A 12,941-nucleotide genomic window follows, 5' to 3' on the forward strand; every position below is an offset into this window, starting at 1 on the left:
TTTCCGCACAGCGCCAGAAGGAAGCCTGCAAATGACCAGCAAATCCCGCCAGAGCAAACCGCGAAAGATCAAACTGGGCGCCTTCCTGCCCGGCGGCGGACAGCATATCGCCGCCTGGCGCCATCCCGATGCGCCGGCCGACGGCGCCACAAATTTCGAGTTCCACAAGCAGCTGGCGCTGACCGCCGAACGCGGCCTGTTCGACGCCTATTTCCTGGCCGACAATCTGACGGTCGGCCTCGGCGCTCGTGAAGGCGGCAATGCCAAGATTGCCGGCTTCGAGCCGGTGACACTGTTTGCCGCGCTGGCACCGCTGACCACGCATCTCGGCTTCATCGCCACGGCCTCCACCACCTATGAGGAGCCCTACACGCTGGCGCGCAAGTTCGCCTCGCTCGATCTGCTGTCCAACGGCCGCGCCGGCTGGAACGTCGTCACCTCGGCCGGCGACGACACGGCGCGCAACTTCAACCGCGATGTCCAGCCCAACCACGCCGAGCGCTATGCCCGGGCGCATGAGCATGTCGAGACCGTCAAGGCGCTGTGGGACAGCTGGGAGGACGACGCCTTCATCCGCGACAAGAAGTCGGGCCGCTTCTACGACAAGGACAGACTGCACGACGTCGACCACAAGGGTGCGCATTTCAGCGTCAAGGGTCCGCTCAATGTCCCGCGCCCGGTGCAGGGCCATCCGGTGGTGGTGCAGGCCGGGCAGTCCGAGGACGGACGCGGGCTTGCCGCGCACTCGGCCGAGGTCATCTTCACCGCCCATCAGAAGCTGGAGACGGCGCAGGAATTCTACCGCGACATCAAGGCGCGCGTGGCCGCTGTCGGTCGCGATCCCGACCAGGTGCTGATCATGCCGGGCGTGGCGCCCTTCGTCGGCCGCACCGAAGAGGAAGCGCAGGCAAAATACCGGCAGCTCAACGACCTCATCCTGCCTGAGGATGGCGTTGCCCTGCTTAACGGGCTGGCCGGCCAGACGCTCGACATCCGGGGTTATCCGCTCGACGGCCCGCTGCCGCCCAGCAAGGAAACCGAAGGCATGAAGAGCCGCCAGGCGCTGATCCGCCAGATTGCCGACGAGAACAACTTCACCATCCGCCAGCTCTACCAGTGGGTGGCGAGGGCGCGCGGCCACTACACAATCATCGGCAGCGCCACCCAGGTCGCCGACCAGCTGGAGGAATGGTTCGTCAACGAGGCCGCCGACGGCTTCAACATCCTGCCGCCCTGGCTGCCCGGCGCGCTCGACGATTTCGTCGGCCTGGTGATCCCCGAACTGCAGCGCCGCGGCCTGTTCCGCACGGCTTACGAAGGCAGGACGCTGCGCGAGAACCTCGGCCTCAGGCGGCCGGAAAACCCCTGGACCGCCGCGCGCTCGAAGGTGCTGGCCGCCGAATGATCGGCTGAAGCGCCGGACAACACTCGAAGCTCCCGACAATCCTGAAGCAAAGGGCAAAGACGATGAGTTTGCAGCACATCGAACAGCCGGTCATCCTCGGCACGCATGACGGCGCAACCAGGCTCGGCGCGGATGTCCTGCGCCTGGCCAAGGGGGCATCCGTACGTCTCCTGTCGCGCTACGGCATCCTGATCGCCTTCCTCGCGCTCTGGCAGGTGTCGAGCAGCGCCGGATGGGTCAATGCCGCGGTGCTGCCGCCGATCGGCATGATCGTCGCAGCCCTGTGGAAGGGGCTCGCCGGCGGCACCTTGCTCGGCGACATCGCCATCAGCCTGCAGCGCTCCGGCATCGCCTTCGCCGCGGCGGTAGTGGTGGCGATCCCGCTTGGCCTGTTCATGGGCCAGGTGCGATCGGTCGAAACCGCGCTCGATCCGATCCTGCAGGTGTTCCGGCAGACCTCGGCGCTGGCGCTCTACCCGGTGTTCATCCTGCTGCTTGGCCTGGGCGAGGCCTCGAAAGTCTTCGTCATCTTCTGGGCGACGCTGTTTCCGCTGCTGCTCAACACCATCAGCGGCGTCAAGGAGGTCGATCCCAAACTGCTCGAGATGGCGCGCGTCTACGGCGCCACGCGGCTCACCGTGTTTCGCCGTGTCGTGCTTCCGGGCGCCGTTCCCTCGATCTTCGTCGGCTTGCGGCTGAGCGCGACGACCGCGCTTCTGTTGCTGATCGCCTCCGAAATGATCGGCGCCAACAAGGGCATCGGCTTCCAGGTGATGAACGCGCAGTACAATTTCCAGATCCCGCTGATGTTCGCGGCGATCGTCATCCTCGCCGGGCTTGGCCTGATCGCCAACCAGGCGCTGGTCAGCCTGCAGCGGCGGCTCTGCCGCTGGAGCCAGCCTATCAACTGACGCTTTCACCTTCTTCTCGAACAAGGAAAGACCGGATCATGAAAATCACCCGCCGTACCCTGCTTGCCGGCGCACCGCTTGCCGCCGGCATCCTCACCGCCGGCCTGCCGCGCTTCGCCTTTGCCGAAGCCGCACCCGTCAAGTTCCGCTACCTCGCCAGCCGCGGCAGCATCTCCCCGCATGAGCTGGCCAACGAACTCGGCTACTTCAAGGGGCTTGGCGTCGAGCTGGAGAATGCCGGCTACGCCGCCGGCGGCCCGGAATCGCTGTTTGCGCTGTCGTCCGGCAGCGTCGACATCGGTTCGGCCGCCACCGCTGCCGTGATAAACTCGATCTCGGGCGGCAACGACTTCGTCGCCGCCTATCCGAGCAACGGCATCAACAAGGATGTGAAGAGCGTCTTCTATGTGCTGGAAGACAGCCCGATCAAATCGATCGCCGACATTGCCGGCAAGACCATCTCGGTCAACACGCTCGGCGCCCATCTCGACTATACGGTGCGCGAGGCGCTGCACAGCGTCGGCCTGCCGCCGGATGCCGCCAACCTCGTCGTCGTGCCCGGGCCGCAGCTCGAACAGACCTTGCGCTCGCGCCAGGTCGATATCGCCGGCCTCGGCTACTGGCAGGCGACGTTTGCCGGCGCGCTGGTTGCCAATGGCGGCGTGCGCGGCGTGTTCGACGACACCGATGTGCTGGGGGAACTCGCCGGCGGCTTCGTCGTGCTGAGGCGCGACTTCATCGCCGCGCATCCGGATGCCGCCCGCAACTTCGTCGAACAATCGGCGCGTGCCTCCGACTGGTCGCGGCAGAACCCCGACGAAGCCCGCAAGGTGCTGGCCAACATCCTCAACAAGCGCGGCGAAAATGGCGATCTCGCCCGCTACTGGACCGGCTTTGGCCTGCGTGAAGGCGCCCAGGCGACCGACCGCGACATCGATTTCTGGGTCGCCGTGCTCGAGCGCGACGGTCGCCTAGCCAAGGGTAAACTGAAGGCCGCCGATATCCTGTACCGGCCGGGCGAAACCAAGACCAACTGAGCACGGAGACGAAGGCGATGGCCAGCCCAAGCGGCGCCGAGGTCTCGATCCGCGACCTCTCGAAATCCTTCAGTCTTGGCGGGCGTCCGCTTCAGGTATTGAGGACGCTCAACCTCGACATCCGCGCGGGCGAATGCCTGGTCATCGTCGGCGCCAGCGGCTCGGGCAAGACCACGCTGCTGCGCATCCTTGCCGGGCTGGAGGCCGCCGACAGCGGCGGCGTCGCCATCGACGGCAAGCCTGTCGATGGCGTCGGCGCCGAGCGCGCCGTGATATTCCAGGAGCCGCGCCTGCTGCCCTGGCTGACCGTGCTCGGCAACGTCGCCTTCGGCCTCGAGGTGCGCGGCGTGCCCAGGCAGCAAGCCGAGGAGAGGGCGCGCTTCTACATCGCGCTGGTCGGCCTCGCCGAATTCGCCGATGCCTGGCCGCGCCAACTTTCCGGCGGCATGGCGCAGCGCGTCGGCATTGCGCGGGCGCTCACCGTGCAGCCCGAGATCCTGCTGCTCGACGAGCCGCTCGGCGCGCTCGACGCCATGACCAAGATCGGTATGCAGGAGGAACTGGCGCGCATCTGGAGCGAGGAGAACGTCACCATGGTCATGGTCACCCATGACCTCGAAGAGGCGATCTACCTTGCCGACCGGGTGCTGATCCTGCCCAAGGAAAAAGGCGGCGCGGCGCGCCTGATCGACGTCGACCTGCCACGCCCCCGCGACCGCAGCGAGAGCCGGTTTGTGAGCTATCGCCAGGAGCTGTTGCGGGAATTCGGGCTGCATTGATAGGGCGAAATCGACCCGGCCGGCAGAGGCTGGCTGGGTTGATCGCGCCGGCAGTTCTCAGCCTGCGCGGGCCAATGCCACAGCATCGGCTCCTGCCGGGTAGCGCAGCCGGGCGGAGGTGTCGTTGGCGGCATGCCAGACGGCCTCGGCAACGTCGGTCTCCTTCGTGACCATGGCAGGGTTGGCGAACCCGGCGAAGATCGGCTGCGCGAACGATGCATAAGCCTCGGGGATCATATCCTCGACGCGCAATTCGGTATTGTGCGCAAAACGGGTGCTCGGCGCATAGCCGGGTTCCACCAGCTTGACCCGCACGCCGAATGCCTGAAGCTCGTGCGCCAGCGATCCGGTGAATCCCTCGATGGCCATCTTGCTGGCCGTGTAAGCCGCGGCCAAGGGCATCGGGACCAGCGTCGCGCTCGAGGTCACGTTGACCACCACGCCTGATCCCCTGATGCGGAATTGCGGGATGATGGCCTGTGTCATCGCCATCACGCCGAATGTGTTGGTCTCGAACACCTTGCGGATGTGCGACATCGGCGTCGCTTCGAACGCGCCGGCGACACCGATGCCGGCATTGTTGACGAGCACGTCGACAGGCCCGCTCGCCTCGAGCGCGGCCGCGATGCTGCTGGCATCGGTGACGTCGAGCGGCAGCACGCGGATGCGATCGGAAGCGGGCAGTATGCCCTCGCGCGGGGTTCGCATCGTGGCGACGACGGTCCACCCCTGCGCGTGGAAGTGACGTGCGGTCTCCAGGCCGTAGCCGGATGAGCTGCCGGTAATCAGTACGGTTTTCATGACGATATCCTCTTTCGTGTTGACGCAGGACAAATAACCGCCAATATCAGGACTATCATCGACCAAGAGTCTCAATTTCATCTGCCAAAGTCCGGAAATGACCGATCCGCTCTCGCAAGTGATCCAGCTTCTGCGCCCACGCACGGTGTTCTCGAAGGGGATTAGTGGCGCCGGGCGCTGGGGCGTGCGCTACTCCGAATTCGGCCAGCCGGGCTTTTGCGCGGTGATCGAAGGCCGATGCCGGCTGGCCGTCGGCGGGCAGGCGCCGATCAGTCTCGAAGAAGGCGATTTTGTCCTGCTGCCCGCGACGCCGGCCTTCACCATGTCCAGCTTCGACCATGTGACGCCGAGGCGTATCGATCCCAAGGTGACGCCTGCGCCCACGGACGAGGTCCGTCACGGCCGTCCCGACGGTCCCGCCGATGTGCGGCTGCTCGGCGGTTACTTCGTGTTCGACTCGCCAGATGCGGGACTGCTGGTATCGCTCTTGCCGGCACTGCTTCACCTGCGCGGCATTCCGCGGCTTTCGGTCCTGGTGCGGCTTGTTGGCGAGGAGGCGAGCGCCCAGAGCATGGGCCGCGATCTCGTGCTCGCGCGTCTGGTCGAGGTGCTGCTGATCGAAGCGCTGCGGGCAACCCGGGGAAAGGACGCGCCGCCGGGGTTGCTGCGCGGCCTCGCCGATGCGCGCTGTGCCGGGGCGTTGCGGCAGATGCATGCCGATCCCGAGCGGCCGTGGACGGTGGCTGACCTGGCGCGCGAGGCGGGCATGTCGCGCTCGGCCTTCTTCGACCGCTTCATCCGCTCCGTCGGACTCCGGCCGATGGAATATCTGTTGGGCTGGCGAATGGCCATTGCGAAGGATCTTCTGCGTAGCAACAGTGTCGCGCTCGATGAAGTTGCCAGGCGAGTGGGCTATGGCTCGGCCAGCACATTCAGCACCGCGTTCAATCGCCATGTGGGCCAGTCGCCGGGCCGATATACGCGCGGGCGCCAGGAGGGAGCGGGCACACGACTGCCCGTGACGCAACGGACAGCGCCCGCCTCGTAGTCAATCGCAGTCGCTTTACAGGCGATGGTGCTCGACGGTCTCGCCATGAAGCGCAAAAATATCGTGGCCCCCATGTCACACTGGCGGATCCTTGGCGCGGATGCCGTCCGGAGCGCGTTTGAAGGCGGAGCACGCCTGAGCGGAAATTTCTTTGATGCGCTTCGGTGAGGCCATTCGACCGCTATAGGTCAAAACGGGGCGTAGTTCGACGGCCGCTTTGCGCCAGAAGCAGCTGTTCTGAACGCGATCCTTGAGTGACTGCAATGGGCCGAAAGCGGACTGGCGGCTTCTGGTGCGAGATGTGAGCGAGCGGACGTTCAGCATGGCAAAGGGTTTGTCCTGATCTGATCCGTAGCTGCTGTCCAATTGCACGATCTCGATGGTCCGGTCTCGACGTGACGAGTTGCCATGCGGTCCAGCCGCATGCCCAAGATTGGTTTCAGCCGAGCCTAACTTGTCGCGCCGATTTCACTCTGGTCGGACACGACATCTGACCTCGCGCTTCGCGTTGCAACATCATATACGGGTACTTGCTCGTCGAAGCCCTTGAGGGGACGCATGCCAAGCGCGGCTACCGGAATCTTCCCACCCACCGCCCGCGCCACGGCATGATCGATAAGGATTTGCCGATCATCAGCCGACGAACACAGTCTAGACGCCAAGTTTACGACATTGCCGATCGCGGTGTAGTCAACGCGGGCTTCATAGCCAATTCGACCGACCGTTGCCCATCCCATCGCGAGCCCTATGCCGAAACCGACTGCATGGCCCCGCAGACGCCACGCGGCGATCAGGCGCTGAACGGCGTCCTGCATGTCGATTGCCATCTCGACTGCGCGAAGCGCCGGCTCCGCGCACGGCACAGGGGCGTTGACAAGCACCATCAACCCGTCCGCCGAGAAGTTGGTCAGCGTCGCCTCGTAGCGTGTGATGATCGCGCCGAGAGCCTCGTAGTAGTCGCGCAACACCTGCATGACGTCATCGGGTTCGGCGTGGGCCGAGAACGCGGTAAAGCCGCGTAAATCGCAGAAAACAGCGACCACTTCCGCCCGCTGGCCTGCGAGCACGCTCTCGTCACCCGACTTTTCCACAAGTTCCGCGACCTGCGGTGCGAGAAAGCGTTTCAGCCGCGCAATCCGCTCCGAACGATCCCGCGATATGGCGAGTTCCTGCGCCATCTGATTGAACCGGACCGCCAGCCGTTCAAGTTCATCTCCGGTGGCGATGTCGATCCGGTGATCGAACTGTCCGGCCCCGATTTTTTCGGTGCCCTCCTCCAGCAGGCGGATCGGGCCGGTCATGCGCCTGGCAAGCCAGTAGGCGAGCGCCGCCGCTAAGGCGATTGCCGCAAGCAACAGGCCGCCAGTCCGCCACAAAGAAGCATAGAGCGGTGCAAACGCCTCTGCCTGCGGCTGCTCGACGAACACAGTCCAGCCAACACTGGGGATCGGTGCCATCGCAGTCACGACGCGTTCATCCTCGGCGTTGCGGGCCGTCGTCGCCTCGCCACCTGCCGTGGCGATCTCGTCCCGCAATCTGAGCAGGGCCGCCGCCGTGTTCTCGCCGGTGCCCCGCAACACCTTGCTGATGTCTGGGTGAGCGATGATCCGGCCGGTCTGGTCGAGAACAAATGCGTGGCCGCTGCGCCCCACACGAATTTCCGAAATGACTACCCAAATGAGCTTCAGGTTGATCTCGACGACGACGACGACGGAACTCAGTCCCCACAGTGCCATGGTCATGAACGGTTCGGAGCCATCGCGATAGGTGACCGGGCCATACCATATGCCCGTCGACAGGGCTCCCACTACGGCAGGATCACCTGAGCGATCCAATCCTCCTTCAACCCTGTTCAGGCCAATGCGGGAGACGTGCAGCCGCTCCACGCCGGTACGGTCGATAAGACTTACGCTGACGATTGCAGGGGCGCGGCGCATCGCCAGCAGGGCCTCGAGCCGGTGCTGTCCCCGGTTGTCGGCGGTCAAGGTCCTTTGGACCATCCAGCGGAGCTGATCCCTGATGCCGTCGAGAAAGCTCTGCATCCTGCCGGCTGCCGATCTGGTCTCGACCCGCAAGAGAGCACTGAGCATGGCACGCTGGTCGCGATAGCCGAACCAGGCGTCGCTGATGCCGCTGGCAGCTATCGGGACAATGACGGCGGCGAACAACGCGATGAAGTATTTCCGAAACAGTGATCGGCGCACGGGAGCGGCTTCGCGATGGATCGAATCCCGCACATCATCCTCATTCGATGACTTCATCAGCCATGATCAGTACGGTCTGCGGCAGATCGATGCCGAGGGCATTGGCCGTTTTCAAATTGATTGACAACTCGAACTTCGTCGGCTGCTCGAGCGGAAGATCGCCGGGATTCGTTCCCTTGAGAATCCGGTCGACATAGAAAGCCAGCCGATGCAGCATCTCCGCGTAATCCGCGGAATAGGCAAGCAGACAGCCGTTTTGCGGATACCACGGAGCCCATGCCATCGTCGGCAACCGCTGTTCGAGCGCCAGAACGGCAATATGTGCCGCCTCTCCGGCGAGCATGACGTCGGGCAGGACGAAGATTGCCTGCACACCCTCTTTCTTCATTTCCGGGATTGCGACATCGAGGTCCGCCGGCTGCCTGATGTGATGAAGCTTCACGCCAATGCCGAGCTTTTCGGCCGCGCGCATTGCATCAGCCTCGAATGGCAAATAGGAAACGTCCGGGTTGGCCAGAACCCCGATCGTGACGATACCCGGAATTGCTTCTTTCAGCAGTTCCAGACGCTTGGCAGTAAGTTCGGTCGCATAGTAGCTCACCCCGGTAAAATTGCCGCCTGGCCTGGCGAGGCTGGCGACGAGGCCAGCGGATATCGGATCCCCGCTGACGATCGATACGATCGGGACCGAATCCGTCACCTGGTGGGCTGCACGTCCCGCCGGTTGAGAGGTCGTCACGATCACGTCCACAGAAAGCTGCACCAGCTTGCGCGCCGCTTCGGCAAGTCTGTCGTAATTCTTGCCGGCCGCCTGGCACTCGAGTGCAAAGGTCTCGCCCTTCCTATAGCCCAGTTCCTCGAGCCCCTTGAGAAACGGTCCGAATTCGTCCTGAACAGTACCCGGGCTGCAGTCCCAATAGGTGAGAAGGCCTACATGCGGAACAGTTGCGGCCAGCCCTTGGCTGGCCGCAAACGGTCCAACGAACAGTGCCAGCAGGTAGGCAAGAGCGAAATACCCTTGACGCATTGGATCCACCTGATCGGTTTCGGACGGCAGCCGATGTCAGGAACCATTCCCAAATGATGCGAATTTCACGCTTCGCCGGGGCTGCTCATCCAAAAAAGTCGTTACCTACATCGAGCACTTGGTGCCCAAATATAGCGCTATTTGATCCACTCAGAAAGCGACACCACTAGCTGCTGGGCGGAAAGCGCGAAAGAGACGCACATGACCCCGTTTCGACCGCGCGAAGGTCAGAAAATGGCGTCGACAACCGTCATTCGCCGATAATCGCATCAAACGACTGTTGTTGGCGCTAGCCCGCTCGTGGCGTCGCCACCGACGATGTCCGCTTACAGTGATGGGCGGAGCCACCGTGAACGACCGACAAGGGGCGCAAAGCTGCCAGGCTCTAGTTCCGGCGTGAACGTCTTCGTTGGGTCATTAGAAGACTTTCGCCTACCCCTACCGCTCTGCGCACACGCCCCAAACATGCCCCATCGGACGCACGCCCAAAACACTATATGATCGCGCCGCGAATGAAGCTGCCGACGGACGCCGATGCCGATTTTTTCAGTCAAGCACACGACCGTCTATCGCTATAGCCGGAAGGTGAGCTTTGGCGAGCACCGGCTGATGTTCAGGCCGCGCGACAGTTTCGATCAGCGGCTTCTCGACCACGCTCTGTCCGTCGACCCCGAGCCGAAGGAGGTTCGCTGGATCCATGACGTTTTTGGCAACTGCGTTGCGGTGATCGATTTCAAGGGTTCGGCCAGGGAACTCCTTTTCGCGACAGACATCCGGCTCGATCACACGCCGCAGCATGCGCCCGATTTCCGCATCGATGAGGCGGCGCTGAATTATCCGTTCTCCTACGATCCCGACGAGGCGGCCGACCTTGCGCAAACAATGGAGCGCCATCATCTCGACGACGGCGACGAGGTCGGCAAATGGGCGCGACAGTTCGTCAGTGCCGCCGGGCGCACCGAGACCGGCAAACTGCTGATGACGCTCTGCTACGCCATCCACGAGAGCTTCGTGTACTCCCGTCGCATCGAAACCGGAACGCAGCCGCCTCTCATGACCTTGCATCTGCGCAAGGGCACATGCCGGGACTTTGCGCTTTTCATGATGGAAGCGGTCCGCTCGCTCGGCTTTGCCGCCCGCTTCGTGACTGGTTACGTCTATGTGCCGAGCCGTGACAGTGATGCCGTCCGCGGCGGAGGCTCCACGCACGCCTGGTGCCAGGTTTACTTGCCTGGGGCAGGTTGGATCGAGTTCGATCCAACCAATGGCATTGTCGGCAACCGGGATTTGATCAGGGTAGCCGTGGCTCGCCATCCCCGGCAGGCCATCCCACTTTCGGGAAGCTACTCCGGCAGCGCCTCGAGTTTTGTCGGGATGACCGTTGAGGTGAAAGTGGCGAAGGAAATCGACGGGAACAAAGATTAGCTGCGTCCGATGCATTCCGGAACTGTTCAGGCTGCCCGGTTTAGCTCGAAAAGGCACCCGAGGGACGCCCATGCCTCTGCGGAATCAACTTGAAGAAACGCTTCGCGACCCATACCATCGAAGGTCATGGTGAAATCTGATCAGGAGGTCAGTGGAATCGGTCGGGTTTTTGAGCCAGTGCAAGGTAGGGAGGATAATCATGGCTTCCGAAGTACAGGCAAACAATGGCGTTAACGTAGAGGCGCTGCTCGCAGCAAAAGAAGCGCTTACAAACGCCCCGGAGGCTGCGCAGTTCAAGTGGCGCGCGGCTTGCGAATGGAAGGATGGCACCCACAGCCACTCGACGGTCGAGAGCTTCTACGGTCTCGGCCAGGACCAGCATCGCAAGACCACCTTCGCATTCGATGCCGACCATCCGGAGGTCTTCGCTTCCCTGGATCAGGGCGCCACGCCCGTCGAATACGTGCTGGTCGGGCTGGCCAGTTGCCTGACCGCTGGCATCGCCGCGGTAGCCCAGAACCGGAACATCCAGTTGAAGTCGGTGAAGGCGACCATCGAAGGCGACATGGATATTGCCGGCATTCTCGGCATCGACAGCGACGTCCGCAACGGCTTCAGCGGCATCACGGTGAAGTACAACATCGACGCCGACGCCAAGCAAGAAGACATCGAGGCTCTCGTCGCCCAGTCGCAGAAGCGGTCGGCGGTCTATGACATTGTTACCAATCCGACGAACGTCACGGTCGTGGTGAATTGAAAGGCGCTTCGAGCCGTAGACTCTCCCGATAAGAGGGCGCGATTAGTTCCGTCACCACAGTGATCGTCGGCGCAGGGCACGCGGGGCTCGCGATGAGCCGCTGCCTCGCGGAGCGTTCTATCGACCATGTTCTGCTGGAGCGCGGCGAGATCGCCCATACCTGGCGCACCGAGCGATGGGATTCGCTGCGTTTGCTCACCCCGAACTGGCAGAGCCGGCTGCCGGGCTTCCGCTATGACGGCGACGACCCCGACGGCTACCGGACGATGCCTGAGGTGATCGACTTCCTCGGCAACTATGCCAAAGCGATCTCGGCTCCGGTCAGAACCCACACGACCGTTACCTCGGTTCGCAGCGACGGGGCGGGATATCTCGTGCGCACCGACCGCGGCGAGTGGCGGTGCCGGACCGTGGTGCTGGCGTCGGGCGCGTGCAATGTCGCGCGCCTGCCCGATTTCGCCGTCCGCGTGCCGTCGTCGGTCGCCATGTTGACGGCGCAGTCCTATCGCAATCCGGGTCAGGTCGCCGATGGTGGCGTGATGGTGGTGGGCGCGTCGGCCAGCGGCACCCAGATCGCACAGGAGCTGCAGCGTTCGGGGCGTCAGGTGACCCTGTCGGTGGGCGAGCACATCCGGGCGCCGCGCGTCTATCGCGGCAAGGACCTGGAATGGTGGATGGACGCCGTCGGCGTGCTCGACGAGCGCTACGACGAGGTAGACGACATCCGGCGGGCGCGACGGGTTCCTTCGCTGCAGCTTGCCGGCACGCCCGACCGCACCACCCTCGACCTCAATGCGCTGGTCGGCCTCGGCGTCAGGCTCGTCGGCCGTCTCGCCGGCATCACCGAAGACGGCAAGGCCCAGTTTGCGGGGTCGTTGCGCAACATGTGCGCGCTTTCCGATCTCAAGATGGCCCGGCTGCTCGACCTGATCGACGAATGGGCGCGCGCCAACGGCCTGGACGCTACGGTCGGGCCGCCGGATCGCCTGCCGCCGACCCGTGTCGAGGACGACCCGCCGCTCGGCCTCGACCTCGCCGGAGGCGCGATCAGGACGATCATCTGGGCCACCGGCTACCGGCCGGACTACTCCTGGCTGGAGCTGCCGGTCCTCGACCGCAAGGGCCACGTCCGTCACGACGGCGGTGTTGCGGAACATCCGGGCATGTACCTGATGGGGATGCAGTTTCTGCGCCGCCGCAAGTCTTCGCTGATCGACGGCGCCGGCGACGACGCGCGTGATCTCAGCGACCATCTGGCCTCGTATCTCAGGCAAAATTCAAAGTGCTAGCCGACGCAGGCCCGTAGCAGTAGTTGCACAGATACCATCGATTCAGGGCAGCGGGATCGGCTCGTCGCTGAGTGTGCGCAAGTAGGCGATCAGGTTGACCCGTTCGGTATCGTCCGGGACACCAGGAGTCTCCATCTTGACGCCCGGCGTGGTGAGCATGGGCCCGAAGAGATATCTGTTCAGGTCCTCGTACGTCCATACACCCTCCCAGCCCAGCAACGTGTCGGAGTAACGCATATTTGCCACAGATGCTTTGTC

At 63.7% G+C, this 12,941-nt stretch carries 13 protein-coding genes; 8 read left to right on the top strand and 5 right to left on the bottom strand.

Translation table 11 applies throughout. The features are described from left to right. The first annotated feature begins 31 nt into the window (after positions 1-31). The 4 genes from AC04SI_RS29215 to AC04SI_RS29230 all read left to right on the top strand — a co-directional run bounded on the left by AC04SI_RS29215 (position 32) and on the right by AC04SI_RS29230 (position 4,132). Positions 32-1,405 carry an LLM class flavin-dependent oxidoreductase gene (locus tag AC04SI_RS29215; RefSeq protein ID WP_488475366.1) on the top strand — a complete coding sequence of 458 codons (1,374 nt, stop codon included), beginning with the start codon at positions 32-34 and terminating at the stop codon, positions 1,403-1,405. 62 nt (positions 1,406-1,467) lie between these two features. Next, the gene (locus AC04SI_RS29220) at positions 1,468-2,316 is read left to right on the top strand and encodes an ABC transporter permease (protein WP_404282817.1); all 849 of its coding nucleotides are present in this window, start codon (positions 1,468-1,470) and stop codon (positions 2,314-2,316) included. Between the two features lie 38 nt (positions 2,317-2,354). Continuing rightward, the gene (locus AC04SI_RS29225; protein WP_404282819.1) at positions 2,355-3,353 is read left to right on the top strand and encodes an ABC transporter substrate-binding protein; all 999 of its coding nucleotides are present in this window, start codon (positions 2,355-2,357) and stop codon (positions 3,351-3,353) included. Positions 3,354-3,370: 17 nt separating this feature from the next. Then, positions 3,371-4,132, top strand: coding sequence for an ABC transporter ATP-binding protein (locus tag AC04SI_RS29230; protein WP_404282821.1), 762 nt, complete (start codon positions 3,371-3,373; stop codon positions 4,130-4,132). Positions 4,133-4,189: 57 nt separating this feature from the next. Here AC04SI_RS29230 and AC04SI_RS29235 read toward each other — a convergent pair whose 3' ends face one another. Continuing rightward, positions 4,190-4,933: an SDR family oxidoreductase gene (locus tag AC04SI_RS29235; protein ID WP_040582503.1), complete on the bottom strand. Its 744-nt coding sequence runs from the start codon at positions 4,931-4,933 to the stop codon at positions 4,190-4,192. A 97-nt stretch (positions 4,934-5,030) separates the two neighbouring features. Between AC04SI_RS29235 and AC04SI_RS29240 the strand changes: the two genes are divergently transcribed. Continuing rightward, a complete protein-coding gene (locus tag AC04SI_RS29240) occupies positions 5,031-5,981 on the top strand; it encodes an AraC family transcriptional regulator (RefSeq protein WP_488475367.1) in 951 nt (316 codons plus the stop codon). A 75-nt stretch (positions 5,982-6,056) separates the two neighbouring features. Here AC04SI_RS29240 and AC04SI_RS29245 read toward each other — a convergent pair whose 3' ends face one another. The 3 genes from AC04SI_RS29245 to AC04SI_RS29255 all read right to left on the bottom strand — a co-directional run bounded on the left by AC04SI_RS29245 (position 6,057) and on the right by AC04SI_RS29255 (position 9,212). Beyond that, positions 6,057-6,347 carry a hypothetical protein gene (locus AC04SI_RS29245; RefSeq protein WP_404282824.1) on the bottom strand — a complete coding sequence of 97 codons (291 nt, stop codon included), beginning with the start codon at positions 6,345-6,347 and terminating at the stop codon, positions 6,057-6,059. An 83-nt stretch (positions 6,348-6,430) separates the two neighbouring features. Then, positions 6,431-8,242, bottom strand: coding sequence for a cache domain-containing protein (locus tag AC04SI_RS29250; protein WP_488475368.1), 1,812 nt, complete (start codon positions 8,240-8,242; stop codon positions 6,431-6,433). Further along, positions 8,226-9,212 carry an ABC transporter substrate-binding protein gene (locus AC04SI_RS29255; RefSeq protein ID WP_488475369.1) on the bottom strand — a complete coding sequence of 329 codons (987 nt, stop codon included), beginning with the start codon at positions 9,210-9,212 and terminating at the stop codon, positions 8,226-8,228. Before AC04SI_RS29255 ends, AC04SI_RS29250 begins: the two co-directional genes overlap by 17 nt. A 534-nt stretch (positions 9,213-9,746) precedes the next feature. On the opposite strand from AC04SI_RS29255, the gene AC04SI_RS29260 reads away from it, so the two are divergent. The 3 genes from AC04SI_RS29260 (at position 9,747) to AC04SI_RS29270 (ending at position 12,683) form a co-directional block, all read left to right on the top strand. Then, positions 9,747-10,637, top strand: coding sequence for a transglutaminase family protein (locus AC04SI_RS29260; RefSeq protein ID WP_404281377.1), 891 nt, complete (start codon positions 9,747-9,749; stop codon positions 10,635-10,637). 151 nt (positions 10,638-10,788) lie between these two features. Continuing rightward, positions 10,789-11,394 (top strand): OsmC family protein, encoded by a 606-nt coding sequence (locus tag AC04SI_RS29265; protein WP_488475370.1) that lies wholly within the window; start codon positions 10,789-10,791, stop codon positions 11,392-11,394. A gap of 59 nt (positions 11,395-11,453) precedes the next feature. Then, complete coding sequence (locus tag AC04SI_RS29270) at positions 11,454-12,683, top strand: NAD(P)-binding domain-containing protein (RefSeq protein WP_404281376.1); 1,230 nt, start codon at positions 11,454-11,456, stop codon at positions 12,681-12,683. Positions 12,684-12,725: 42 nt separating this feature from the next. Here AC04SI_RS29270 and AC04SI_RS29275 read toward each other — a convergent pair. Next, on the bottom strand, positions 12,726-12,941 hold a 216-nt coding region (locus AC04SI_RS29275; protein WP_488475371.1), incomplete at its 5' end, for a c-type cytochrome.

It is taken from the genome of Mesorhizobium sp. CNPSo 4689 (assembly GCF_057784325.1).

Excerpts from the sequence above, each read along its gene's own strand:
- AC04SI_RS29230 (WP_404282821.1), top strand. The coding sequence starts at position 3,371 with ATGGCCAGCCCAAGCGGCGCCGAGGTCTCGATCCGCGACCTCTCGAAA.
- AC04SI_RS29215 (WP_488475366.1), top strand. The coding sequence starts at position 32 with ATGACCAGCAAATCCCGCCAGAGCAAACCGCGAAAGATCAAACTGGGC.
- AC04SI_RS29250 (WP_488475368.1), bottom strand. The coding sequence starts at position 8,242 with ATGAAGTCATCGAATGAGGATGATGTGCGGGATTCGATCCATCGCGAA.
- AC04SI_RS29220 (WP_404282817.1), top strand. The coding sequence starts at position 1,468 with ATGAGTTTGCAGCACATCGAACAGCCGGTCATCCTCGGCACGCATGAC.
- AC04SI_RS29260 (WP_404281377.1), top strand. The coding sequence starts at position 9,747 with ATGCCGATTTTTTCAGTCAAGCACACGACCGTCTATCGCTATAGCCGG.
- AC04SI_RS29255 (WP_488475369.1), bottom strand. The coding sequence starts at position 9,212 with ATGCGTCAAGGGTATTTCGCTCTTGCCTACCTGCTGGCACTGTTCGTT.
- AC04SI_RS29235 (WP_040582503.1), bottom strand. The coding sequence starts at position 4,933 with ATGAAAACCGTACTGATTACCGGCAGCTCATCCGGCTACGGCCTGGAG.
- AC04SI_RS29225 (WP_404282819.1), top strand. The coding sequence starts at position 2,355 with ATGAAAATCACCCGCCGTACCCTGCTTGCCGGCGCACCGCTTGCCGCC.
- AC04SI_RS29240 (WP_488475367.1), top strand. The coding sequence starts at position 5,031 with ATGACCGATCCGCTCTCGCAAGTGATCCAGCTTCTGCGCCCACGCACG.